The following is a 23,524-nucleotide window of genomic DNA, read 5'->3' on the forward strand; positions in this document are numbered from 1 at the left end:
TGTCGGGCGCTCCTACTCGGTGTCCGGCGTCGCCTTCTTGGCCGCCGTCTTCTTGGCGGTCGACTTCTTGGCTGCGGTCTTCTTCGCCGTCGTCTTCTTGGCTGCGGTCTTCTTCGCCGCTGTCTTCTTCGCCGCTGTCTTCTTGGCTGCTGTCTTCTTGGCCGCTGTCTTCTTGGCGGGGGCCTTCTTGGCGGCCGCCTTCTTCGTGGTCTTCTTCGCAGCCTTCTTGGCCGGGCCACGTGCCCGACGATCGGCGAGCAACTCCATCGCGCGCTCCGGGGTGATCGAGGCGACCTCGTCGCCCTTGCGCAGGCTGGCGTTGGTCTCGCCGTCGGTCACGTACGGTCCGAACCGTCCGTCCTTGATGACCATCGGCTTACCGCTGACCTCGTCGTCCTTGCCGAGCTCACGCAGCGGCGGTGCGGCGGCCTGACGACCGCGACGCTTGGGCTCCGAATAGATCTTCAGCGCCTCGTCGAGGGTGATCTCGAAGAGCTGCTCCTCGGTGCCGAGCGACCGCGAGTCCGAGCCCTTCTTGAGATACGGGCCGTACCGGCCGTTCTGCGCGGTGATCTCGTCGCCCGACTCCGGGTCGACGCCGACGACGCGCGGCAGCGACAGCAGCTTCAGAGCATCCTCGAGGGTGACCGTCGAGATGTCCATCGTCTTGAACAGCGAACCGGTGCGCGGCTTGGGACCGGCCTTCTTCGCCGCCTTCTTCGCGGTCTTCTTCGCCGCCGGCTTCGTCTTGGTGGCCGTGCCCCCGCCGGGTGAATCGAGCGGGACGACGTCGCCGTCGGCGGTGTCCGAACCTCCGGTGCCGCCGCCCGACCCGCCGTCACGCGGCGTCGGGCCCGCGGGAATGGTTGCGGGCGTGTCCCCGTCGTCGTCATCGTCGTCCGACGGCAGGACCTCGGTCACGTACGGACCGAAACGTCCTTCCTTGGCGACGATCTCGTGACCGGTGGCGGGGTCCGTACCGAGCGAACGCCCTTCTTGCGGTGTCGCGAAGAGCTTTTCGGCGACCGCGAGGGTCAACTCGTCCGGGGTGATGTCGGCGGGCAGGTTGGCGCGCTGCAGATCCTCTTCCGCACCGTCCGCGGCGACATTGCGCTCGAGATACGGCCCGTAACGGCCGACCCGCACATAGATCGGGCGGCCCTCTTCGTCGTTGAACAGACGGATGGAGTTGACCTGCCGTGCGTCGATCTCCTCGAGATTGACACCGACGAGCTTCTTCAGACCGCCGTATTGCGCGATTGCCGAATGGGCGGAACGGGTTTCACCGTCGGCACCGGAATGGTCGTCGCCGAAGTAGAACTCCGACAACCACTTCGTGCGGTTCTCGTTGCCCGTTGCGATCTGATCGAGGTCGTCTTCGAGGGTCGCCGTGAAGTCGTAGTCGACGAGGCTCTGGAAGTACGCCTCCAGCAGACCGACGACCGCGAACGCGATCCACGACGGCACCAGGGCGTTGCCCTTCTTGACCACGTATCCGCGGTCCTGGATGGTGCCGATGATCGACGCATAGGTCGACGGTCGGCCGATCCCGAGTTCCTCGAGCACCTTCACCAGCGACGCCTCGGTGAACCGCGCGGGCGGGTTGGTGGAGTGACCGTCCGCGGTCAGGTCGGTGGCCGTCAGCGACTGCCCCTCGGTGAGCTGCGGCAACCGGTTCTCGGCGTCGTCGGCCTGACCGCCGCTGAGCTCGTCGACCGTCTCCACGTAGGCCGACAGGAAGCCCGGGAAGGTGATCGTGCGACCTGACGCGGCGAAGGTGCAGCGCTCCCCTGACGACGCGGTACCGGCGATACGCAGGCTCAGCGTGGTGCCCTTGGCGTCGGCCATCTGCGACGCGACCGTGCGCTGCCAGATCAGTTCGTACAGGCGGAACTCGTCGGCCTCGAGTTGTCCGGCGACCTGGCCGGGGGTACGGAAGGTCTCACCGGCGGGTCGGATCGCCTCGTGTGCTTCCTGGGCGTTCTTGACCTTGCGGGTGTACTGGCGCGGCGTCGGGTGGACGAAGTTGTCGCCGTAGAGCTCGCGGGCCTGGGCGCGGGCGGCGTTGATCGCCGACTCGCTGAGGCTCGTCGAGTCGGTACGCATGTAGGTGATGAAGCCGTTCTCGTACAACCGCTGCGCGATCCGCATCGTGCGGTCGGAGGTGAACCGCAACTTGCGGCCGGCCTCCTGCTGCAGCGTCGAGGTCATGAACGGCGCGTACGGACGGCGCGTGTAGGGCTTCTCCTCGACCGAGGTGACGGTCATCCCCGCACCTCGCAGGCCGGTGGCCAGACTCTCGGCGCGGTCGGCGTCGAGCACGATGACGCCGTCGGACCTCTTCAGGACACCCGTCGACTCGAAGTCGCGTCCCGTGGCGACCCGGGCTTCGTCGACGTTGACCAGCCGCGCCTTGAAGGTCTGCGGATTGGAGCTGTCCGCGCTCTCCGCGCTCGCGTCCATCGTCGCGGAGATGTCCCAGTACTCGGCCGACACGAACGCCATGCGCTCGCGCTCCCGCTCGACGATGATGCGGGTCGCCACCGACTGCACGCGGCCCGCCGACAGCTTCGGCATGACCTTCTTCCACAGCACCGGCGACACCTCGTAGCCGTAGAGGCGGTCGAGGATGCGTCGGGTCTCCTGCGCGTCGACGAGGTCGATGTCGAGGTCACGCGGGTTCTCGGCGGCCGCCCGGATGGCCGGCTCGGTGATCTCGTGGAACACCATGCGCTTGACCGGGATCTTCGGCTTGAGCGTCTCGAGGAGGTGCCAGGCGATCGCCTCCCCCTCGCGGTCACCGTCGGTGGCGAGGTAGAGCTCGTCGACGTCCTTCATCAGCGACTTGAGTTCGCTGACGGTCGACTTCTTGTCGGGCGACACCACGTACAGCGGCTCGAAGTTCTCGTCGACGTTGACGCCGAGGCGAGCCCAAGACTGTCCCTTGTACTTGGCCGGGACGTCGGCGGCGCCGCGGGGAAGGTCGCGGATGTGGCCTCGCGAGGACTCCACCACATAGTTCGCCCCCAGGTACCCGGCGATCTTGCGGGCCTTGGTCGGGGACTCGACGATCACGAGGCGTCGAATACCCCTGTTCGAGCGGGATGCGGTGCTGGTCTCTGCCACCGGGGCGTCCTTCGGTTGACTGGGTGGAGAACGTTCCTGCGTGTCAGTTCAGGTGTGTTCGATGGGTTTGTACCTTATGTATAGCGCCGTTTGCACATCTGAATTCCGTCTCGGACCCGGCGAGGTGACCGATCCGACACCGTTCCGACCCGTTGTAGCAGCTCAACGGCTCGAATGCGGCATGACTAATGCTCGTCGACCGGAGGCCAGTCGGCGACGGCCTCGGCACAGGGCGGCACACCGACGTACTCGTGCAACCGGGACAGGCGCCGGTGGCCTGCGATCCGCAGGGCCGGGGACTGCCCGCGCGTACCGACGAGGGTTGGTGCGATGCCGACCCGCATCAGCGCCGTGGCGAGTGCCGCGTGCGAATCCGGAGCGTGGGGATCCAATCCGAGCTGGTAGCGGCCGGCATCCAAGTGACCGGCGGCGATCACCCACAGGCGCAGGGCCCGAAAACTCGGAACCCAACCGGGGGGCATCGCCTTGACCGCTCCCGCGGACCAGGCCGCGTGCAGGGGATCGAGTTCATGGCAGGGCGCGGTCCGGGCCAGCGGGGTGCCCTCGTCCGAGACCGTCGACTCGGCTTCGAGGCCGGCCGCACGCATCTCGACGACGATCTGCTCTGCCCGCCAACGGTCGGCGACCACGATCGAGACCCGCGTACCGGTTTCGGAGCGGACGGCCTGTCCGTGCGCCGCGAGCAGCCCCGCGAGGTCGGCGTACGCGGGCTGTTCGGTCTCCGCGGAGAAAAACGACAACTGGCCCACGAGTCGAGACTAGTGCTGTGTCCCGGAAACAGGTGGCCGGTTCCGGTGGCGGGTTCACGACGCGCGGAGCGCTACGGAACAGGAGCCAGACAACAAACCGCTCCCGCCTCGACGAATCGAAACGGGAGCGGTGGTTTGCCCCGACTGCGTGGTGCAGTCACACGCGGGTCTTCTCAGACAGCGCGGACGCCGGTGGCCTGCGGCCCCTTGGTGCCCTGACCGACCTCGAACTCGACCCGCTGGTTCTCCTCGAGGGTGCGGAAACCGGATCCCTGGATCTCGGAATAGTGGACGAACACGTCGTCGGAACCCTCATCAGGCGCGATGAAGCCGAAGCCCTTTTCCGCGTTGAACCACTTCACAGTTCCCTGTGCCATTCTTGCAATCCTTTACATATCAACTGTCGCGACACGATGGGTCATCGTGTCGTGGCCGGTCGACCGCCATACCTCAAAGAGCCCCGCGAAGATCTGCATCGATCCGCCAAACTAACCTCAGTACCACGGCTGCAACATGCTTGTCGCCCACCGGGCGGTGGGTCGCGAAAGCTGCGGCCGGAACCAGTCAATCATGTTCGGCCCCCCAGCGATAGTCACACGAACCAAAGTGAGTCAAAACCTCGTCAAACTTCAGACCAACGACACCAGCCGGTAACATCGACGCAGGTCGGAGACCCGTCGCTGCACCACTATTTCGAAGAGTTCTCACCAGAAGATGCAGTACTCCACATTCGGGACAGGCCTGTTGGCCCGCACCCTCGCGGGGTCCGACGCCGACCCCTCCCCCCTCACCCACCTCTCGGTAATCCCATCGCGCTCACCGTCTTTCGACGCCTGGCCGGAGTGGGTGCCGCAACCCCTGATCGACGCCTACGCCGACAACGGCATCGAGAAGGTGTGGACTCACCAGGCGCGCGCGGCCGACGCCGCATTCCGCGGCAATCATGTAGCCATTTGCACCGGGACCGCATCGGGCAAATCGATGTCGTATCAAATGCCCATTCTCACTTCTTTGCTGAACGAAAAGAATGCGACCGCGTTATACCTCGCGCCGACAAAAGCTCTCGGCGCCGACCAGATCCGGGCGGTGTCCTCGATCATCGCCGGACGACCGGAGTTCGGGCACCTCCAACCGTGCGCATACGACGGCGACACCGACCCCGAGATCCGGCAGTGGGCGCGCGCCCATTCGCGCTGGATCTTCACCAACCCCGACATGCTGCACATCGGCATCCTGTCCCATCACCACCGATGGCGTCAGTTCTTCCGGCATCTGCGATTCATCGTCGTCGACGAATGTCACCACTACCGTGGCGTGTTCGGGTCCCACACCGCCCTGGTGATGCGGCGTCTGCTGCGGATCGCGCGGGCCGCCGGTGCCGATCCGGTCGTCATCGGCGCGAGTGCGACGGTCGCCGAACCGGCGGAGGCGCTGGGCCGGTTGATCGGTGAACCGGCCGTCGCGGTGACCGAGGACGCATCTCCCCGCGGGGAGCGGACCGTCGCCCTCTGGGAGCCCGATTTCCTGCCGGTGGTCACCGGGGAGAACGGTGCACCCGTGCGACGCTCGGCCGGCGCCGAATCCGCCCGGCTGCTGGCCGATTTCGTGGTGGAAGGTGCTCGTACACTGTGTTTCGCCCGGAGCCGGCGGGGCGTCGAGCTGACCGCACTCAGCGCACGACACCTGTTGTCACAGAGCGCCCCCGAGCTCGAGTCCCGGGTCGGCGCGTACCGGGCGGGATACCTGGCCGACGATCGGCGACGTCTGGAGAAGGCCATCTCCGACGGTGAACTGCTCGGCGTGGCCACCACCAATGCGCTCGAACTCGGCGTGGACATCAGCGGACTCGACGCCGTGATCGTCAGCGGGTACCCCGGCACGGTCGCCTCGTTCTGGCAGCAGGCCGGGCGCGCGGGACGCCAGCGCGAGTCCGGCGACTCGCTCGTCGTGCTCGTCGCCCGCGACGACCCGCTCGACACCTACCTCGTGCATCATCCGGAGTCACTCCTCGGCAAACCCGTCGAGGCCACGGTCACCGACCCCGCCAACCCGTACATCCTCGGTCCGCACCTGCTGTGCGCCGCCATGGAGAAACCGCTGTCGGACAGCGAGATCGACGCCTGGAACGCCCGCGACGTGGCGCAGGACCTGGCCGCAGACGGCCTGCTGCGCAAACGTAAGTCCGGCTGGTACGTCACCGCCGGGACCGAACCCCACGCCGACGTCGACATCCGCGGCGGGATCGGCGGGCAGGTCCTGATCGTCGACACCACGACATCGCAGCTGCTCGGTACCGTCGACACCGGCCGGGCCATGTCGACGGTGCACCCCGGCGCCGTCCACATCCACCAGGGCGAGACCTATCTCGTCGACGAGCTCGACCTCGACGACGGTCTCGCGCTGGCGCATCCGGAGGACCCGGACTGGACGACGTCGGCGCGGGAGACGACGGACATCAGCATCACCGCGACGCTCGCGAGCCGGCGATTCGGCCCGCTGACGGTCGCGTTCGTGGAGGTCGACGTCACCCATCAGGTCGTCGGCTACCTGCGCACGTTGCGCACCGGAGAGGTGCTCGACGCCGTCGAACTCGACATGCCCGAGCAGACGCTGAGCACCCGAGCCGTGATGTACACCCTCACACCGGAGGCACTCGCCGACGCCGGTATCGACGAGACCCGGTTGCCCGGTTCGTTGCACGCCGCTGAACACGCGGCCATCGGCCTCCTCCCTCTGGTTGCGACCTGCGACAGGTGGGACATCGGTGGACTCTCGACCGACCTCCACCCGGACACCGGTCTGCCGACGGTCTTCGTCTACGACGGGTACATGGGCGGTGCCGGTTTCGCCGAACGCGGGCATTCGGCGTTCCTGACCTGGATCGACGCCACCCGAGACGCCGTGGCCAGCTGCGGTTGTGAGAGCGGTTGCCCATCCTGCGTCCAGAGTCCCAAATGCGGCAACGGTAACGATCCGCTCGACAAGAATGGCGCAGTAGCCGTCCTGGATCTTCTCCGTCGGGAATACTTGGCCCATGCATGACGAGGCATCCGACCGGGGGACCCACACGTATCGCCAGGTCACCCGACCCTCTCGTGCGTTCTTCCTGCTCGCCCGCCCGACGCAGAACACCGACCAGTTGCCGTCGTCCATCGGCGAGCGCGACGTGTTCTTCTCCGAAGACGAGGCGCTCGACGCCCTGGACCTCCACTACGCCTGGTGCGCGGCCCGCTCCGGAGGTTTCACCGATGTCGTGACGACGGCACAGTGGTATCTGCAGACGGCGATGGTCGGTCCGCGGGTCTCCGCCTCCCTCGGTGAGGTCTATCTGGCGTCCACCGATGCCCAGTCCGGCGAAACCTGGGCAGCAGCAGGCGGTTTCCTCACCGAGGGGGAACTCATCCACTGGTCGTCGTTCGTCCGGGCCGCCCGATCGTGGATTCCGCTCAACACCGGGACCGATTCGCTCGAACTCGCCTATCGCGGCGACACCGACGTGCACTTCCACCAATTGTGGTTCGCGCCCATGCAGTCCATCCGCGTGTATCCGAAGCGGATCTCCGTCGAATCCGACGGTCTCGGGTAGAGCCGTCCTTCGGCAGGGTCAGTCCACCGGTCCCGCGCGCGCCTGGGCGGTGGCGGCGCTCGTCCCGAAACTCCCGAGTACCACCGGCACCCGAACCGTCACCACCACATCGTCTCCGGCGGTACGGCACTCCACGAGCTCGGCGCCGGAGTCCTGTCGGCGGCTCAGATCTCGTGCCGCCGCGCACGGATTCGGCTCACCCGCGGCATGATCGATCGCCGCGGCCAGAGCGGACAGATCGGCCGCCGACTGGGCGCGGTGGCGGGCGAGCACCGCTGCCCCGACATAGATCACCATCACGAGAACCGCAGCCAGGGCCGCGATCACGAATGCGCCCAACACCGTTGCGTGACCGTCGTCGTCGGCGATCAGCCCACGACGGCGCGTCATGGCCCCACCCCCGGCGCGAACACCACCTGATCCCCACCGGTCGGCTCCTTGGCCGCGACCGCCCGGGCCGACACCGTGAGACCCGGCAGCATCGCCACACCCGATCGGACCTCGACCACGACGACCCGATCGTCCGCATCCGAGATCGACACCCGCGCATCGTCTCCGACCAGCCGTTGCGCGACCTCGCGCCCCGAAGCATCACCCGCAGCGGACAGGCGAGCCACCTCGCGCGCCGCGTCGGTACAGCGGATCTGGGTGGTCACCGCGGCGACCGCACCCACGGCGATGAGCACCATGACGACGATCGCCGCGATCGCGTACGCGGCCTCGACGGTCACGAGGCCCGATTCGTCGGCGAGCAGGCGTCGCAACCCCTTTCGGCGTGTCATCAACCGACCGAGGTGTTGAGCGCCTTTCCGATGATGCCCGTCAGGGCACTCACGATGTTGTCACCGGTGACCACCGTGTAGAGGATCGCGCCGAACGCCGCCGCGGCGATGGTGCCGATCGCATACTCCGCCGTGGACATGCCCTCCTCGTCGGCCATCAGGCGCGTCATGTGCGCGCCGAGACGTCCGATCGCATCCCTCCGCTCGTGCGGCGCGGCGGCTTCGGTGGCGTCGTGGGTCCGGAACATGGTGCGTGACATGGTCTCTCCTGGGAGTCGATGGAACCGAGCGAACGGTGTTGCACGTACTTGGACGCAGCGCGTCGCCGTTCGGATCCCTCGGATTTTCCGACCCTGCCGTTCCAGCGCAAACCCGGACGATTGCCGGCTACGAGGTCGACCACACCCCGAGTTCGTTGCCGCTCGGATCCGTGAAGTGGAACCTACGACCACCGGGAAAAGCATAGGGGCCGTTCACGATCTCGCCACCCGCCGCGCGCACCCGCTCCACTGAGGCGTCGAGATCGTCGGAGTAGAGCAGCACCAGCGGACCACCGCGTACGGCTGCGACCTCGCTCGTCGCGAGACCCCCGACCTCGGGCAGGTCCGGGCCGCCCGGATTCGCGATCCCCGCGTACGCGGGGCCGTAATCGTTGAACTGCCAGCCGAACGCAGCTGAGTAGAACGCCTGCGCCGCGGCCGAGTCGGTGACAGCGAGTTCGATGTAGTCGATGGCGTGGTGTCGGTGCCCGGAGTCGGTCATGGGGACAGTGTGCGTCGTCGCACCGACAAGCACGTCAGATCGAACCCAGAACCGACGAGGCGAGCCCGACGACGACCGGGACGATCCCGAGACAGATGAACGCGGGCAGGAAGCACAGTCCGAGCGGGCCGCTGATCGCGACACCGGCCCGTTCGGCGGCGGCGAGGGCCTCGTCGTGCGCCCGGCGTCGAACATCATCGGCGAGTTCGGCGAGGCCGCCCGCCAGCGACGAACCGGCCCGCGCCGACCGGCGCGCCATCGCGGCGAGTGCATCGAGATGGTCGTCGGACGTCTCGCCGTCCGGTCCGTCGAGCAGGGCCGACCATGCCGCATCCGGATCGGCGCCCAGCTGCAGCAGGTCGGCGACGTGAGCGAGGGGCGCCGCCATCGACGCCGGCGCGCGTTCGGCGACCACCGAGGCCGCGGTCCCCACTGGCAGACCCGCGCGTAGACACACGCCGAACAGATCGAAGGCCGCCGCGACCGCGAACGGGTCGTCGGCGGTGGGACCGGCACCGAGCCACCGCGGCGTGCGATCGGCCGGCGGTGGCGGATCGGTCACCCGATAGAGCAGCCAGCGCGGCGCGGGCCAGATCCACAGCGCGGCCGCGAGCAGCACCGCCGCACACGCAGTGGCGGTGAGGCCGCCGGCGATCATCGTGCCAGCACCTTGCCGGTGATGCGCTCGGACCAGCCGATCCCCGCCGCGACCAGAGCGCACCCGACCACCAGCAGGATTCCACCCAGGCCACCGCCGAGGAGGACCTGGATCGGACCCGCACCGGTCGCCTGGCCCAGTGCGATCCCGAGTAATGGCAGACCGGCGAGGACCGCCGCCGTTGCCCGCGGTCCCGACAGTCCGGCTCGTGTCCGATCCGCGAAGCCACGCCGCGCCTGGAGATCCGAGCGCACCGCGCCGAGCAGGTCGACCATCGGCAGGCCGCGGTCTTCGGCGATCTGCCAGGCCACGCCGATACGACGCCAGGACGCCTCGCCCGAGGTCCTGCCCGCCGAGCCGACCCCGGACACCGGGTCGATCACCGACCCGCCCAGGGCGGCCCGGCACGCCATCGCCTCCAAGCCGTTCGCGATCTCCGCTCCGGTGACCGGGTCATCGGGATCGCGACGTCGGAGTTCGGCGACCGCGACCTCGCAGGCCCGGACCGGTGGCGCACCCACCGACAGTTCGGCGATCATCAGCGACAGCGCGAGGAGCAAGTCGTCCGACTGGCGGTCGAGGCGCTTCTCGGCCGACCGCCGCCGACGTACCCACAGCACGACCGTCACGACGATCGCGGCAGCGACGGCGGCCGCCAACCCGCCGATCAGGAGTGCCCCGAACGGGACCGTCATCGGGATCAGCACAGCCGGAGCCGATCTCCGGGCGTGGCGGGGTTGTCCGGACACCGTCTGGAGTCGGTGTCTCGCTCGCGGCGCGGCCGACAGCTGCACAGCGACGCCCACGGCTCCCAGGACCAGCGAGACGGCGACCGGCGTCGACATCATCGTCGGTCCCCCGACACCGGCCCACGCCCGGCGACCAACCGGTCGAAGTGATCGCGCTCCGCCGTGAAACCGCTGTTCCGCAACCAGATCGGCACGATCGTCACGCGTCCGGCGTCGTCGCGCCGGACGACCCCGATCTCGGCGAGTCCGCGGGTCCCGCCCGCGTTGCGCGCCACGCCGAGCACCACCTGCAGTGCGGCACCCAGCTGACTGTGAAGTGCGTCGCGGGCCATGCCTCCGAGGGCGGCGAGGGCCTCCATCCGCGCCGGCACCTCCGAGGTCGAGTTCGCGTGGACCGTGCCGGCACTTCCGTCGTGCCCGGTGTTCAGCGCGGTGAGGAGGTCGATGACCTCACCGCCGCGAACCTCTCCGACGATGATCCGGTCGGGTCTCATCCGAAGTGCCTGACGGACCAGGATCCGCACCGGCACCTCGCCCACGCCTTCGACATTCGACGCGCGCGCGACCAACCTCACCACCTGCGGATGGCGCGGGGCCAGTTCGAGCGCATCTTCGACGCAGACAACCCGCTCGCGCGGATCCATCGCTCCGATCAATGCGTTGAGCAGGGTCGTCTTGCCGGTCCCGGTGCCGCCGATCACCAGGAATGCCAGGCGGTTCCGGAGGATGTCCCCGATGATCGGCACCACCGCGGACGGGATCGCGCCGCTCTCGACGAGGCTTGGCAGATCCTTGGACGCCGAACGCAGGACCCGCAAGGAGATACACGTCCCGTCCGCGGCAAGCGGCGGGATGATCGCGTGCAGCCGAACGGTGTATCCGCGCCGACCGACGTTCGACAGCTGCCCGTCGACCCAGGGCTGGGCGTCGTCGAGCCGCCGCCCGGCCCCCAGGGCCAGCCGACCCGCGAGGCGGCGTACCGACGCCTCGTCCGGGAAGCGGATCGTCGTCTGCTCGAGTCCGGATCCGCGGTCGACCCAGACCTCGGCGGGACCGGCGACCAGGATGTCGGCGATGCCGGGTTCGGCGAGGAGTTGCTCGAGCTTGCCCGCCCCGGTCAGCTCGGTCTGCAGGAAGCGGAGGGCGGCGAGCAGGTCGGTGTCACCCAGCACTCCCCCGGCCTCTGCGCGGATCGCGTCGGCGATGACGGCCGGACTCGGGTCGGCCGCATCGGCGGCCAGTCGCGAACGAACCCGGTCCAGCAGCGCCTCGTCGGCCGGTCCGTCGATTCGCGCCTGGGTCACGACGCACGCTGTCGGCGCTCGGCGACCCTGGCGTGCACGGTGTGAGCCGCGCGTCCGAGCGGACTGCGGGGCCGCAACCGCAACGGACCACCCTCCAGCCGCCCCGCGAGACGGGGCTCCGGCCGATAGGCGGCGAGCAGTGGGAGTCCGATGGCATCCGCGATCTGTTGCGGACGCAACCCGCCGGGCGACGGACCGCGCACCACCAGCTCGACGGCCACCTCGTCACCGACGACACGGTCGACGATGCGTCGAGCCGCGGCGCATCCGCCGACGGTGGGCGTGGTCACCACCACCACGACATCGGAGGACGCTATCGCGGCGCGCACCACCGGCGCGTCGGACCGGGGCAGGTCGAGCACGACGAGATCACCATGGGTGTGTCCTGCGTCGATGACCGCGGTGACCGCCTCGACACTCAACCCGGCGCTCGGCCGGCGTTGCGAGGTCAACACCGCCAGGCCCTCGCCCGCGCTCGGCAACGCCTGGTGGAGCGCCGTACCGCCGACGACGCCGCCGTCGAGCGAGAGATCCTGCCACCGCAGCCCGCGGCGGCGCTCGACGCCCAGCAGGAGATCGGCTCCGGCGCCCATGTCGTCGAGGTCGAGCAGCAGCGTGGGCGACTCGGTACCTGCCGACGTCAGCGCGACCGCCGCGGCCAGGGTCGACGCCCCGGCACCACCGTGAGCACCGATGAGCGCCACGACACCCGCGGGTCGGCGTCTGGGTACCCGGCACTCCGTCAGTACCCGGACGAGGCGTCCTTCGTCGGCCGGGAGCGTCGATGCGTCTTCGATGCCCAGTTCCATCGCCATCCGCCAGATGTGTGCTCCCGGTTCGGCCGCACTCACCAGTACGAGACCGGGTCGCCGAGGTGGGCGCACCCGGGCGAGAACAGTGATCGCGGACGGGTCGGCCGCGACGGCCCGGGCGGTCAGCCATTCGCGACGGCAGTCGTCCGCCGGCGCGCTGAGCACGTGGTATCCGGCTGCGGCGGCGCAGCGAGCGACGTCGTCGTGGAGGTCGGGATCTACGAGAACCAGGAGTTCATCGGGCATGCAGCCGATCATGCGGCAGGTGCGGCATTGCAACGGGTGGGATCGCAGGCGGTTGGGGACGGCGACGGAGGCTGTGGACAAACTCTCGTGACCGACGGGGTCTCGGGATACAAAAGACCCCAGACAGAGGACAACCCCGGCCAGGGGGGGAGGAGGCCGGGGTCGTCACGTTTCAGCCCCGGGGGGTCGGGCTGAAACGCACCGGTATGAGAACCGGGTACCGATGACTATACACACGGTTTTGGATTATTTGCAAGCACAACAATCCCATTCACTAATGTCCGTTCTACTGCCGAGTAACCAGAAGATCGAATGCGACGCCCGTTCCGGGCGCATATTCGGGAATCGCGATTCCGGCCCGCGAATCGCGCAACGTCTTTGCAACGTTCCCGCTCGAGGCCGCCGAACCCCGGATCGGACACCTACCGCCCCCGAACCATCAGCCGATTCCGTCGAAGATTGTGCGTCACAGCGTGTTTCGTCGCCAATCGCAAGTCGTTCAACATTCCGGCGCCGAACGCTTGATGTGATCGGCGTCACGGTGTAGAACAGTGGTTACGGAATCTCGGAAGGCCAAGTTCGATCCGGAAGAGAAGGAACGGACCCCCACGCCGAGCACTTCCCAGCACGGGCGGCAAGCACCCACGCGGAGCACGCCGCATATGGCAAAAGTGTTGTGCGCCTGCGACATCACAGTCAGGACGACCGACCGCCACCACTCGATGCGCCACCGCCTTCCTCTCGTGAGGCGCCAGGCCCGAGAGGAATGGCCCACAGCTGGCAGCACGTGGACGGTCAGCAATCCCGACTCGTGATCAATCGCCGAGGCGGTGACCACAACCCACCAAGCACGCTTGGTAACTTGAGTCCGTGCTACGCGGGCGGCAACCGCGTCGTTTACGACGCCGGCGGCCGCCCGCAGTGCTGTCCGGGCCGTGTTCGAGACCGCGCGAGACTACGCCGACCGGGCCGCGTCCGCGATCGACTTCGCCTCGGCTGCACCGGCTTCCAGGGCCTCGCAACAGAAGATGATCCAGTCCCGCAGCCCCGACTCGGTACCCGCCCCGAAGCTCGTCGCCAACGTGCGATAGTCGCCGACCCGCTTGAACCAGGTCACCTCCGGCACGCCGAGGCAGTGCGGGTCCAGCCCGGTCGCGGCGCCGACGAGCCGGGACGCGGCACGAGCGACGACACCGTTGGCAGCGGGGAAGGCGTCGACCGCCAGCAGCTCGCCGTGCACCACCGCCACGAGCACCGGCGCCGGAACCGAGGTGGCTCCGGTTGTCAACTGGCCCAACAGGTTGAGACGTTCGGCGACATCCGTCCCACTCCGGGGCCGCCCGAGAACTTCCGGGTCGTCGACGAGGTCCGCGGCGGCGAGGGTGTGCAACCTCGCCAACGCCTGTGCGGGTGCTCGGCGGATCACCGAGGTGAGTGTGAGCAGAGAATCGCCGTCGAGGGCCTGCGATACCCGCATCGCGCCGGCCAGGATCGGATCGTCGAAGTCGCCATCGCGTCGAAGTTCGACACTTCCCCCGTCGATCGCGGCCGAGGACCGGCCCGCCCGCCACGACGCCTCGGTGGCGGTCTTGTCCCATCCCCGCAGGTTGGCGGGGTGCCGGTGCACTGCGGACAGGGCATCCCGTGCTCGATCGGCGGCGGCGGCGACGCCGGGCAGCTCCAGCAGGGGCAACAGTGGGTCGGTGGTCACGAACCGACGATAGTTGCGGCCGCGGACCGCTCTCCAGGTCGCCCTCGGTTCGGTCGATCAGGGCTACCGATTCGAAGACCCGCGGCGTCAACCGAATAGATACCGACGATCCATTGTTAGTCACCGTTTCAGATATTGCGCACCTGCAATTGTCCACCGTGTTCGTCAGTTGACTGACTGAAACGCATCGCTCCCGTCGTCGGCGCGGTCCAGAGGGCATCCCGACCGCTCGTCGCCGCCCACCCGCCGTTCGTCGCCAATCGATCACGCTCGCATACCGGACGGTTTCAGCCTAGGCCGCGACGTGACTACGCTCACACTGATTGCCCGTTCTGACGCCCGGTCACCCTACTGTTGGGTGACCGCCGTCGACAGCGAAAGGCCCTTGTCACCGATGTCCTCCACCGTCCAGGCATTTCCTCCCTCCGACGAGTTCGTCGCCCAGGCCAACGGCACCGCCGAGATGTATGACCATGCCGATGCCGATCGCCTCGAGTTCTGGGCCGAGCAGGCCCGGCGGCTGGACTGGGCCACCGATTTCACCACCACCCTCGACTGGTCCGACGCCCCGTTCGCCAAGTGGTTCGTCGGAGGCAAGCTCAACGTCGCGGTCAACTGCGTGGATCGGCACGTCGCCGCAGGCAAGGGCGACCGCGTCGCCATCCACTGGGTCGGTGAACCCGGCGACACCCGCGACCTCACCTACAGCCAGCTGCTCGCCGAGGTCAGCAAAGCCGCCAATTACTTCGCCTCCATCGGGCTGGTCGCCGGCGATCGCGTCGCCATCTACATGCCGATGGTCCCCGAGGCCCTGATCTCGATGCTCGCCTGCGCCCGCCTCGGACTCACCCACTCCGTGGTCTTCGCCGGCTTCTCTTCCGGAGCGCTACGCTCCCGCGTCGACGACGCCGAGGCCAAGCTCGTCATCACCACCGACGGGCAGTACCGCCGCGGCCAGCCGGCGCCGTTGAAGACCCAGGTCGACGAGGCGCTCGGCGCCGGCGACGACGCGGCGAGATCCGTCGAGAAGGTCCTCGTCGTGCGTCGTACCAACCACGACCCCGACCTGAACTGGGTCGAAGGACGCGACGTGTGGTGGGAAGACACCGTCGACGTACAGTCCGACACCCACGACGCCGAGGCCTTCGACGCCGAACACCCACTGTTCCTGCTCTACACCTCGGGCACCACCGGCAAGCCCAAGGGGATCGTCCACTCCTCCGGCGGTTACCTCACCCAGGTCAGCTACACGTTCCACTACGTCTTCGACCACAAAGAAGGCCGCGACGTGTTCTGGTGTGGCGCCGACATCGGCTGGGTGACCGGCCACTCCTACCTCGTCTACGGTCCGCTGTCCAACGGCGCGACCGAGGTCGTCTACGAGGGGACCCCGAACTCCCCCAACGAACACCGCCACTTCGAGATCATCCAGAAGTACGGCGTCACCATCTACTACATCGCGCCGACCCTGATCCGCACCTTCATGAAGTGGGGACGGGAGATCCCCGACGCCCACGACCTGTCCAGCATCCGGCTGCTCGGCAGCGTCGGCGAACCGATCAACCCCGAGGCCTGGAAGTGGTACCGCGAGGTCATCGGCGGCAACTCCGCGCCCATCGTCGACACCTGGTGGCAGACCGAGACCGGCGCCATCATGATCTCGCCGCTGCCCGGCGTGACCGCGACCAAGCCGGGATCGGCGATGAAGCCACTGCCCGGCATCAGCGCCAACATCGTCGACGACCAGGGCAACCCCGTCGGCGCCGGTGAGCAGGGCTACCTCGTACTCGACCAGCCGTGGCCGTCGATGCTGCGCGGCATCTGGGGCGACGACGAGCGCTTCCGCGAAACGTACTGGTCACGGTTCGCCGAGCAGGGCTGGTACTTCGCCGGCGACGGCGCCCGCTACGACGAGGACCACGCCCTCTGGGTCCTCGGACGCGTCGACGACGTCATGAACGTCTCGGGCCACCGCATCTCCACCGCCGAAGTCGAGTCCGCGCTCGTCGGGCACTCCGGTGTCGCCGAAGCCGCGGTCATCGGCGCCGCCGACGAGACCACCGGCCAGGGCATCGTCGCCTTCGTCATCCTGCGCGAGGGCGTGGAGAACACCGGGGACCAGCTGATCGCCGAACTGCGCCAGCAGGTGTCGGTGGAGATCTCGCCGATCGCCAAACCCCGGGAGATCAACGTCGTGCCCGAACTGCCCAAGACACGCTCGGGCAAGATCATGCGCCGCCTGCTCAAGGACGTCGCCGAAGGACGCGAACTCGGCGACACCTCCACCCTCGTCGACCCCTCGGTCTTCGAAGCGATCCGCGCGAAGAAGGCCTGAGGCCGTTCGAGTTCTCCAGGGCCTGCCGACCTGAGGTCGGCAGGCCCTGTCCGTCTTCGCGCCACTCCATTCGACGGGTGGCTCGCCGCTCCATTCGACGGGTGGCTCGCCACCCCATTCGACGGGTGGCTCGCCACCCCGATCGCCCACGCATGGCAACATATGGCCATCAGCCGAACAACGGAGGATTCTGTGAGCCCCAACGAGCACGGCCTGCCCGACGCGGGCCGGGACTCCGTCCCGTCGATCCCGCTCTCCGACGCCAACGCCGGCCGCAACGGCGAACCGACGATCGGAAGCCTGGTCAAGGACGCGACCGCCAGTGTCTCCACCCTGTTCCGATCCGAGGTCGCGCTGGCCAAGGCCGAGCTGGTCACCGAGGCCAAGAAGGCAGGCGCGGGCACCGGGCTGCTCATCGTCGCCGGTGTGATGGCGCTCTACGCGAGCTTCTTCTTCTTTTTCTTCCTCGCCGAACTGCTCGACGAGTGGGTCTGGCGCTGGCTGGCGTTCCTCATCGTGTTCCTCATCCTGGTGGCGGTCACCCTGATCGCCGCGTTCGTCGGATACCTGTTCTTCAAACGCGTGCGCGGACCCGCGAAGACGATCGAGACGGTCAACGAATTGCCGACCGTCCTGCCCCACCGCGGCGCGGCGCACGACACCTCCACGCACCCGAGAATCCCGCCCGCCCGCGAAGGGTGATCCGTGAGCGAGGAGCCCGACCCCTCGACCGTTCGTCTCCCGGGTGATTGGGAGCATCTCGACGTCCGCGCCAACGGAGTCCGTTTCCACGCCGTCCAGCCCGCCGGCGTTCCCGCCGACGACCGCCCGCTCGTACTGCTGCTGCACGGTTTCGGCGAGTTCTGGTGGAGCTGGCGACATCAGCTGACCGCACTCACCGACGCCGGCTTCCGCGCCGTCGCCGTCGACCTCCGCGGTTACGGCGACACCGACAAACCACCGCGCGGCTACGACGGCTGGACCCTGGCCGGCGACACCAACGGCCTCGTCCGCGCGCTCGGACACACCCGGGCCACCCTGATCGGACACTCCGACGGCGGCCTGGTCTGCTGGGCGACCGCCACGCTGCACCCACGCGTCGTCGACCGGATCGTCGTCATCGCGTCCCCGCACCCCCGCGCCCTGCGTCGACGCGTGTTGCGCGACAAGGCACAACGCGCACAGTTCCTGCCGCTGTTCCTGCGCAACCAGATCCCCCGCCTCGGTGAACGGCAGGTCACCCGCGACGACGCGGCCTTCGTGTCCGACTACTTCGCGGAACGGTCGTCTGCTCCCTGGCGCGGTGAACCCGACTACGCGCACACCGTCGAACTCAACCGGTCGGCCATGCTGATACCCAACGTCGCGCACTGCAGCCTGGAGTACCGGCGCTGGGCGTTCCGTTCGCAGTTCCGACCCGACGGCGCCCGCTTCATGGAACTGATGGACCAGCGGCTGCATCTCCCCGTGCTGGCCCTGCGGGGCCGCGACGACCCGTACATCCTCGACGACGCGATGGCCGACAGTCACCGGTGGGCGGCGCACCAGACGTACCGGCAGGTCGAGGGCAGCGGCCACTTCGTCCATCAAGAACAACCGGCCGCGGTGACCGAGCACATCCGCGAGTTCCTACGCCACGAACCCGCACCCACCGCCGACGGCACGCGCCGATCGGCCCGCAAGGTCAGGCGAGGACGCAGCGTTGCGTACTCACCCGCTCGCTTCGTCGCTCGGATTCGTCGAAGTCGGAGCGCACCTGACGGGCGGTGAGCACGAAACCGGTCTCGTCGGCGGCATTCTCGGCCGCGCCGAAGACCACGCCGAGCACCTCGCCGTCCGAATTGAGCAGCGGCCCACCCGAATTGCCCTGCCGGATCAGACCGCGGACGGCGTAGACCTCACGGGTCACCTGCCCGGTCCGGTAGATGTCGTCACCGGTGTGGGCGAAGACCGCACGCACCCGCAGCGGGCTCACGTAGAACGGTCCGGCCTCGGGGAAACCGAGTGCGATGGCGTCGTCCCCCGTCGACGCGGGGCGTGAGGCGAACCGCAGGGCCGGCGCCCGGAGGCCCGGGACGTCGAGGACCGCGATGTCGTTCTCGCTGTCGAAGAGCACGACGCGCGCCGGGAGCTGCGCCCCCGTCGAGGTCTGGACCTCCAGACGTTCGGTGCCCGCGACCACGTGCGCGTTCGTCATGACGCGCTCCGGAGAGACGACGAACCCGCTCCCCTCGAGAGCCTGCCGGCAGCTCGGCGCCACGCCTTCGATCTTCACCACGCTGGGACGCGCCTGCGTCACCACCGGCAGTTCGGCCAGCGCCTGATCAGGAGGGTCGACGTTCGTCGACGGGGTGCTGACGAACGGGAGCTTCGGGAGTCCCGAACTGTCCAGGAGCGCCTTGAAGTCGTCCGGGATGTCGTCGACCCACTGCGGCGACACCGCGTCGACCCCGGTGAGCACCTTCGAGTCCCGAACCGCCCCGGCGATCGCCGGATCGGCGGACTCGCGAAGCGGAATCGCCAGCAGGCCCGCGGCCAGCAACACCGCGACCACCTGCAGGAGCGAGCCGACACCGCTGTCGACGGCGCGCAGCCCGGGCGACCGGATGCCACCGCGAGCCGCACGTCCCAAGACCATGCCGGCCACCTCGCCGACGACCACGAGCACGACCAGCACCAGAATCCCGGCGAGCACCCGCACCTGCAGATCGTCGAACTGCTCGATCAGGCGGGGCGCGAGCAGCAGACCGGCGACGGCGCCGAGTGCGACTCCGATGAACGCCAGGGCCGAGGCGACCGCACCCGACCGGTACCCGCTGGCCGCCGCGAGCAGCGCGATGCCGATCACGATGATGTCGACCCACGTCGAGCCGGTCATCGGGCACCTCCGGACTCGGCGTTACCGGCATCGACCACGTCGCGGTCGTCCGGGTGCAGCTCCGCGAACCCGGATTCCTGCCGGCTCCCGGCGAGCTCGATCATCTTCTCCAGCGAACGAACGTCGGCGGAGTCCCACGGACGGTCCCAGCCGGACACCTCGCTGATGGCGGCGATGAGCCCACCCGTGAATCCCCAGACGAGCAACTGGTCGACGAAGAACGCGGGCCCCTGGTAGACGATGCCGACCGCCTTGCGGCGGACCTGGAACCGGTTGTCCGGGTTCAGCAACTCGCGCAGGTTGATCCGGTCCACGCGCGCGGTCTCGCCTCGGTCGACGACGCGCACCTCGCTCGGGCGGTGCCAGTAACCGATCACCGGGACGACGTCGAAGCCCGAGACCCCGACGGGAAAGCTCGGCAGGGTCGCGAGAATGGTCACCCCGGAGGCGTCGAGGCCGGTCTCCTCGGCTGCCTCGCGCAGCGCCGTGCCCACCGGGAAGTCGTCGCCGGGATCGGCCGCGCCCCCGGGGAACGCGACCTGCCCGCTGTGCTGGCGAAGTGTGGGAGCGCGCTCGGTCAGCAGGACCTCGGCGTCGGCCGGCACCCCACCGGGATGATCGTCGGCCGACTGCCACGAACCCGAGAACAGGATCAGAACGGCCGCCGACCGGGAGTTGGTCGGCAACATCGACGCCCAGCGCGATCGATCACCGCCGCGGTTGTCGACGCTTGTCGTGACGGCGCTGACATCGTCGGTCAACGCCCGCAGCCACGGCGGGATCTCGTCACGCGGGACCAGCGGTCCCGCATCGGCGCGCGAACGCCCGCTCATATCCGCACGCCCAGATGCTCGGCCACCGAATCGGCGATCTCCTCCGGACTGTCGAAGACACCGGGATAGACCTCGGCGACCGTGCCGTCGGGTCGAAGGAAGACGGTCGACGGGAACACCCTGGGCGCGTTGATGGCTGCGGCCACCTTTCCGTCGAGGTCGAGCACGGACGGCAAGCGGACTCCGATCTCGGTGAGCAGCGTCAGCGGAAAGAACGGGTTGCTACCGCCTTCCTTGGCGTGCAGGGCCAGCACCGTGACCCGGTCGCCGGCCCGCGCGGCGAACTCCTCGAAGTAGGGCAGCTCGGTCTTGCACGGACCGCACCACTGCGCCCAGACGTTGATGACGAGCGGCCGGCCGGCCGTCGAGGCACCGAGGTCGTAGGGCGCTCCGGTACTCAAGCAGGGTTCGACGACGCCGTCGAGGACGGAGTCCGGCGACTCCGGCAGTCCGGTGACCGGGCAGTCCGGCAGGTCGGCGGTGCTACGCGCCTCCGCCAGACGCGCCTCGTCCACCGGCGCATCGATCGGGCGGACTCCACTCGACGAGGGCGGTGCGCTCGACATCGGCGACGGATCGTCCCCGCGCGGCCAGATCGCCACGATCAGCGCGATCATCACGACCACGAAGACCACGGTCCACCGCGCGGCAGGTGGGAAACGAGAACCCCGGGGTGACGCCGGCCCGCTTGGTTCGCTCACGGGGCCGCGATCCCGGCCAGCGCGAGGAGATGCTCGGTCTCCGGCCCCTTCACCAAGGCCGCGGCCTCGGCCTTGTCCATCGGTCCGGCGCCCACCGACGGACAGTCCTTGGCGAGGATGCACACCCCGCACGCCGGCTTGCGCGCATGACACACCCGTCGGCCGTGGAAGATCACCCGGTGCGACAGGTCCGTCCACTCCCGTCGCTCGATCAGCTCGCCGACGGCGTGTTCGACCTTCACCGGATCGGTCTCCTCGGTCCACTGCCAGCGCCGGACCAGGCGGCCGAAGTGAGTGTCGACGGTGATGCCGGGCACACCGAAAGCGTTGCCCAGCACCACGTTCGCGGTTTTGCGCCCGAAACCGGGCAGGGACACCAAGTCCTTCAGATTGCCCGGGACCTCCCCGTCGAACCGCTCGACGAGCGCCTGCCCGAGTCCGATGATCGAGTTCGCCTTGTTCCGGTAGAAGCCGGTGGGTCGGATCATCTCCTCGAGCTCGGTGCGGTCCGCCCCGGCATAGTCCGCGGCCGTCCGGTATCTGGCGAACAGCGCGGGGGTGGTCATGTTCACGCGGACATCGGTGCACTGCGCCGACAGGATCGTCGCCACCGAGAGCTCGAGCGGGTCGGTGAAGTCGAGTTCGCAGTACACGTGTGGGAAGGCGACCTGGAGGGTCCGATTCATCCGTCGAGCGCGCCGGACCAATCCGAGATGGGTCTCCTGCTTGCGTGCCGGGGTCGGTCCCGCGGCCGCAGACTTGCGTGCGCTCACCTGATTCAGGTTAGCGATGCGCACGGCGGAGCCCGATTCCGCTGGCCTCCGACACCGGGGCGAAGCACTCTCGTACACCCCCTGAACGGAACATCACCGCAGGTCAGAACCGCGTGTTCGCCCTGGGAGAAGAGCTGGTCACGGCCACATCGGGGTGCTCACGCGCAACCTACGGTCAGGTAACAAGTCAATGACGGCGGCCCTCTCGATGCGGTTCCGGGCGGGTCGATTGTGTTTACTTGTCCCCATGCACGGTCTCGCGGCGCTGCTGTTCCCGGCTGTACTCATGTTGTTCGCCATGGGCATGGACAAGGTCCAGTCCCGGATCGACCGCTCGGCGGTCTCACGCGATGAGGTGGAGGACTTCCTCGACTCGGCCGACGCCCAGAATGTCCAGACCCTCGCCCGCGAGGGGATGCCGGCCGCGCTCGACGAACTCCGCGACCGCCGGGTCACCCGTCACGAATCAGCGGTGTCCGGCCACACCGAATCGCCGCAGCGGGCCAGCTGACCGGCCGTCGCCGAACCCGCAGTGGTCCCGCCCGGTCACCTCATCGACACTCCGCCAATCGGACACACCCGCAATGAGCTTCCAGTGACCCATCCAACACATATGCTTGTGCGCGGGGTAGCGTAGCCAACGGCGCGATCTGACGCGGGCTGTAGAGAGATTCGAGAAAGGTTCCCTAGGTGGAAGAAGTACTGGCGCGGGCGGGCATATTCCAGGGCGTCGAGCCCTCCGCCGTCGCGGCGCTGACCAAGCAGCTTCAGCCCGTCGACTTCCCTCGCGGACACGTGATCTTCCACGAAGGCGAGCCCGGCGATCGGCTCTACATCATCATGTCCGGCAAGGTGAAGGTCGGCCGACGCTCGCCCGACGGACGCGAGAACCTGCTGACGATCATGGGCCCGTCCGACATGTTCGGCGAACTCTCCATCTTCGATCCCGGGCCCCGAACCTCGTCGGCGACGACGGTCACCGAGGTCCGCGCGGTGTCGATGGACCGTGACGCGCTGAAGGCGTGGATCAAGGACCGTCCGGAGATCGCCGAGCAGCTGCTGCGCGTGCTGGCACGCCGCTTGCGCCGCACCAACAACAACCTCGCCGACCTCATCTTCACCGACGTCCCCGGTCGCGTCGCCAAGCAGCTCCTGCAACTCGCGCAGCGCTTCGGCACCCAGGAGGGCGGCGCGCTGCGCGTGACCCACGACCTGACCCAGGAAGAGATCGCCCAGCTCGTCGGCGCATCGCGCGAGACCGTCAACAAGGCGCTCGCCGACTTCGCCCAGCGCGGATGGCTGCGCCTGGAGGGCAAGAGCGTCCTCATCGCCGACTCCGAGCGTCTCGCGCGCCGCGCGCGCTGACTCGAGTCGCTCGCTGCGCTCGCTCCTCAGGGAGCAGAGAGCAAGTCGCTGCGCTCGCGCTGACTCGAGTTCACCACGAAGCCGCTCGCTCCTCCGGGAGCGAGCGGCTTTGCTCCTCCCCGCTCCCCGCGGC

The 23,524-nt window shown here is 68.4% G+C and carries 23 protein-coding genes; 7 read left to right on the forward strand and 16 right to left on the reverse strand.

The window, feature by feature from the left end:
• Nucleotides 1-12: 12 nt before the first annotated feature.
• The 3 genes from topA to ACFVHY_RS17725 form a co-directional block, all read right to left on the reverse strand.
• Entirely contained in the window at nt 13-3,126 is a 3,114-nt protein-coding gene (topA, locus tag ACFVHY_RS17715) for a type I DNA topoisomerase (RefSeq protein ID WP_390274202.1), read from the reverse strand.
• A gap of 185 nt (nt 3,127-3,311) precedes the next feature.
• Nucleotides 3,312-3,896 carry a hypothetical protein gene (locus tag ACFVHY_RS17720; RefSeq protein ID WP_390274204.1) on the reverse strand — a complete coding sequence of 195 codons (585 nt, stop codon included), beginning with the start codon at nt 3,894-3,896 and terminating at the stop codon, nt 3,312-3,314.
• A gap of 173 nt (nt 3,897-4,069) precedes the next feature.
• A complete protein-coding gene (locus ACFVHY_RS17725) occupies nt 4,070-4,273 on the reverse strand; it encodes a cold-shock protein (RefSeq protein ID WP_004022110.1) in 204 nt (67 codons plus the stop codon).
• A gap of 337 nt (nt 4,274-4,610) precedes the next feature.
• Here ACFVHY_RS17725 and ACFVHY_RS17730 point away from each other — a divergent pair, with 337 nt between their 5' ends.
• Nucleotides 4,611-6,938 (forward strand): DEAD/DEAH box helicase, encoded by a 2,328-nt coding sequence (locus ACFVHY_RS17730; protein WP_390274206.1) that lies wholly within the window; start codon nt 4,611-4,613, stop codon nt 6,936-6,938.
• Nucleotides 6,931-7,482 carry a hypothetical protein gene (locus tag ACFVHY_RS17735; protein ID WP_390274208.1) on the forward strand — a complete coding sequence of 184 codons (552 nt, stop codon included), beginning with the start codon at nt 6,931-6,933 and terminating at the stop codon, nt 7,480-7,482. Before ACFVHY_RS17730 ends, ACFVHY_RS17735 begins: the two co-directional genes overlap by 8 nt.
• A gap of 18 nt (nt 7,483-7,500) precedes the next feature.
• On the opposite strand, the gene ACFVHY_RS17740 is transcribed toward ACFVHY_RS17735, so the two are convergent.
• The 9 genes from ACFVHY_RS17740 to ACFVHY_RS17780 all read right to left on the reverse strand — a co-directional run bounded on the left by ACFVHY_RS17740 (nt 7,501) and on the right by ACFVHY_RS17780 (nt 14,506).
• On the reverse strand, nt 7,501-7,872 hold the full coding sequence (locus ACFVHY_RS17740) for an Rv3654c family TadE-like protein (RefSeq protein ID WP_390274210.1): 372 nt from the start codon (nt 7,870-7,872) through the stop codon (nt 7,501-7,503).
• Complete coding sequence (locus ACFVHY_RS17745) at nt 7,869-8,264, reverse strand: TadE family type IV pilus minor pilin (RefSeq protein ID WP_390274213.1); 396 nt, start codon at nt 8,262-8,264, stop codon at nt 7,869-7,871. Before ACFVHY_RS17745 ends, ACFVHY_RS17740 begins: the two co-directional genes overlap by 4 nt.
• Nucleotides 8,264-8,512 (reverse strand): DUF4244 domain-containing protein, encoded by a 249-nt coding sequence (locus ACFVHY_RS17750; RefSeq protein ID WP_390274307.1) that lies wholly within the window; start codon nt 8,510-8,512, stop codon nt 8,264-8,266. The genes ACFVHY_RS17745 and ACFVHY_RS17750 overlap by 1 nt, the downstream gene beginning before the upstream one ends.
• A 139-nt stretch (nt 8,513-8,651) precedes the next feature.
• Nucleotides 8,652-9,026: a VOC family protein gene (locus ACFVHY_RS17755; protein WP_390274215.1), complete on the reverse strand. Its 375-nt coding sequence runs from the start codon at nt 9,024-9,026 to the stop codon at nt 8,652-8,654.
• A 34-nt stretch (nt 9,027-9,060) separates the two neighbouring features.
• Nucleotides 9,061-9,684: a type II secretion system F family protein gene (locus ACFVHY_RS17760; protein WP_390274218.1), complete on the reverse strand. Its 624-nt coding sequence runs from the start codon at nt 9,682-9,684 to the stop codon at nt 9,061-9,063.
• Nucleotides 9,681-10,532, reverse strand: a complete 852-nt coding sequence (locus ACFVHY_RS17765) for a type II secretion system F family protein (protein WP_390274221.1) — start codon at nt 10,530-10,532, stop codon at nt 9,681-9,683. Before ACFVHY_RS17765 ends, ACFVHY_RS17760 begins: the two co-directional genes overlap by 4 nt.
• Nucleotides 10,529-11,737: a TadA family conjugal transfer-associated ATPase gene (locus tag ACFVHY_RS17770; protein ID WP_390274223.1), complete on the reverse strand. Its 1,209-nt coding sequence runs from the start codon at nt 11,735-11,737 to the stop codon at nt 10,529-10,531. Before ACFVHY_RS17770 ends, ACFVHY_RS17765 begins: the two co-directional genes overlap by 4 nt.
• A complete protein-coding gene (gene ssd, locus ACFVHY_RS17775; protein ID WP_390274225.1) occupies nt 11,734-12,795 on the reverse strand; it encodes a septum site-determining protein Ssd in 1,062 nt (353 codons plus the stop codon). The genes ACFVHY_RS17770 and ssd overlap by 4 nt, the downstream gene beginning before the upstream one ends.
• A 955-nt stretch (nt 12,796-13,750) precedes the next feature.
• Entirely contained in the window at nt 13,751-14,506 is a 756-nt protein-coding gene (locus ACFVHY_RS17780; RefSeq protein WP_390274227.1) for an oxidoreductase, read from the reverse strand.
• A gap of 394 nt (nt 14,507-14,900) precedes the next feature.
• Between ACFVHY_RS17780 and acs the strand changes: the two genes are divergently transcribed.
• The 3 genes from acs (at nt 14,901) to ACFVHY_RS17795 (ending at nt 18,611) form a co-directional block, all read left to right on the forward strand.
• Entirely contained in the window at nt 14,901-16,841 is a 1,941-nt protein-coding gene (acs, locus tag ACFVHY_RS17785) for an acetate--CoA ligase (RefSeq protein ID WP_390274229.1), read from the forward strand.
• Between the two features lie 192 nt (nt 16,842-17,033).
• Nucleotides 17,034-17,543 carry a phage holin family protein gene (locus ACFVHY_RS17790; RefSeq protein WP_390274231.1) on the forward strand — a complete coding sequence of 170 codons (510 nt, stop codon included), beginning with the start codon at nt 17,034-17,036 and terminating at the stop codon, nt 17,541-17,543.
• Nucleotides 17,544-17,546: 3 nt separating this feature from the next.
• Entirely contained in the window at nt 17,547-18,611 is a 1,065-nt protein-coding gene (locus tag ACFVHY_RS17795; RefSeq protein ID WP_390274233.1) for an alpha/beta fold hydrolase, read from the forward strand.
• On the opposite strand, the gene ACFVHY_RS17800 is transcribed toward ACFVHY_RS17795, so the two are convergent.
• The 4 genes from ACFVHY_RS17800 to nth all read right to left on the reverse strand — a co-directional run bounded on the left by ACFVHY_RS17800 (nt 18,526) and on the right by nth (nt 21,939).
• The gene (locus tag ACFVHY_RS17800; RefSeq protein WP_065630682.1) at nt 18,526-19,719 is read right to left on the reverse strand and encodes a MarP family serine protease; all 1,194 of its coding nucleotides are present in this window, start codon (nt 19,717-19,719) and stop codon (nt 18,526-18,528) included. The genes ACFVHY_RS17795 and ACFVHY_RS17800 overlap by 86 nt on opposite strands.
• The gene (locus ACFVHY_RS17805; RefSeq protein ID WP_390274235.1) at nt 19,716-20,552 is read right to left on the reverse strand and encodes an NUDIX hydrolase; all 837 of its coding nucleotides are present in this window, start codon (nt 20,550-20,552) and stop codon (nt 19,716-19,718) included. Before ACFVHY_RS17805 ends, ACFVHY_RS17800 begins: the two co-directional genes overlap by 4 nt.
• The gene (locus tag ACFVHY_RS17810) at nt 20,549-21,169 is read right to left on the reverse strand and encodes a TlpA disulfide reductase family protein (RefSeq protein WP_240199209.1); all 621 of its coding nucleotides are present in this window, start codon (nt 21,167-21,169) and stop codon (nt 20,549-20,551) included. Before ACFVHY_RS17810 ends, ACFVHY_RS17805 begins: the two co-directional genes overlap by 4 nt.
• An 80-nt stretch (nt 21,170-21,249) precedes the next feature.
• The gene (nth, locus tag ACFVHY_RS17815) at nt 21,250-21,939 is read right to left on the reverse strand and encodes an endonuclease III (protein WP_390274309.1); all 690 of its coding nucleotides are present in this window, start codon (nt 21,937-21,939) and stop codon (nt 21,250-21,252) included.
• 334 nt (nt 21,940-22,273) lie between these two features.
• Between nth and ACFVHY_RS17820 the strand changes: the two genes are divergently transcribed.
• Nucleotides 22,274-22,537, forward strand: coding sequence for a hypothetical protein (locus tag ACFVHY_RS17820; RefSeq protein WP_058251089.1), 264 nt, complete (start codon nt 22,274-22,276; stop codon nt 22,535-22,537).
• A gap of 179 nt (nt 22,538-22,716) precedes the next feature.
• Nucleotides 22,717-23,391, forward strand: coding sequence for a Crp/Fnr family transcriptional regulator (locus tag ACFVHY_RS17825; RefSeq protein ID WP_004022089.1), 675 nt, complete (start codon nt 22,717-22,719; stop codon nt 23,389-23,391).
• Nucleotides 23,392-23,524: the final 133 nt, after the last annotated feature.

The sequence above is a fragment of the Gordonia sp. NPDC127522 genome (genome assembly GCF_042672305.1).
Taxonomy (GTDB): Bacteria; Actinomycetota; Actinomycetes; order Mycobacteriales; family Mycobacteriaceae; genus Gordonia; species Gordonia hongkongensis.

Excerpts from the sequence above, each read along its gene's own strand:
- ACFVHY_RS17725 (WP_004022110.1), bottom strand. The coding sequence starts at position 4,273 with ATGGCACAGGGAACTGTGAAGTGGTTCAACGCGGAAAAGGGCTTCGGC.
- ACFVHY_RS17730 (WP_390274206.1), top strand. The coding sequence starts at position 4,611 with ATGCAGTACTCCACATTCGGGACAGGCCTGTTGGCCCGCACCCTCGCG.
- ACFVHY_RS17735 (WP_390274208.1), top strand. The coding sequence starts at position 6,931 with ATGCATGACGAGGCATCCGACCGGGGGACCCACACGTATCGCCAGGTC.
- ACFVHY_RS17740 (WP_390274210.1), bottom strand. The coding sequence starts at position 7,872 with ATGACGCGCCGTCGTGGGCTGATCGCCGACGACGACGGTCACGCAACG.
- ACFVHY_RS17745 (WP_390274213.1), bottom strand. The coding sequence starts at position 8,264 with ATGACACGCCGAAAGGGGTTGCGACGCCTGCTCGCCGACGAATCGGGC.
- ACFVHY_RS17750 (WP_390274307.1), bottom strand. The coding sequence starts at position 8,512 with ATGTTCCGGACCCACGACGCCACCGAAGCCGCCGCGCCGCACGAGCGG.
- ACFVHY_RS17755 (WP_390274215.1), bottom strand. The coding sequence starts at position 9,026 with ATGACCGACTCCGGGCACCGACACCACGCCATCGACTACATCGAACTC.
- ACFVHY_RS17760 (WP_390274218.1), bottom strand. The coding sequence starts at position 9,684 with ATGATCGCCGGCGGCCTCACCGCCACTGCGTGTGCGGCGGTGCTGCTC.
- ACFVHY_RS17765 (WP_390274221.1), bottom strand. The coding sequence starts at position 10,532 with ATGATGTCGACGCCGGTCGCCGTCTCGCTGGTCCTGGGAGCCGTGGGC.
- ssd (WP_390274225.1), bottom strand. The coding sequence starts at position 12,795 with ATGCCCGATGAACTCCTGGTTCTCGTAGATCCCGACCTCCACGACGAC.
- acs (WP_390274229.1), top strand. The coding sequence starts at position 14,901 with ATGTCCTCCACCGTCCAGGCATTTCCTCCCTCCGACGAGTTCGTCGCC.
- ACFVHY_RS17800 (WP_065630682.1), bottom strand. The coding sequence starts at position 19,719 with ATGACCGGCTCGACGTGGGTCGACATCATCGTGATCGGCATCGCGCTG.
- ACFVHY_RS17805 (WP_390274235.1), bottom strand. The coding sequence starts at position 20,552 with ATGAGCGGGCGTTCGCGCGCCGATGCGGGACCGCTGGTCCCGCGTGAC.
- ACFVHY_RS17810 (WP_240199209.1), bottom strand. The coding sequence starts at position 21,169 with ATGATCGCGCTGATCGTGGCGATCTGGCCGCGCGGGGACGATCCGTCG.
- nth (WP_390274309.1), bottom strand. The coding sequence starts at position 21,939 with ATGAATCGGACCCTCCAGGTCGCCTTCCCACACGTGTACTGCGAACTC.
- ACFVHY_RS17820 (WP_058251089.1), top strand. The coding sequence starts at position 22,274 with ATGCACGGTCTCGCGGCGCTGCTGTTCCCGGCTGTACTCATGTTGTTC.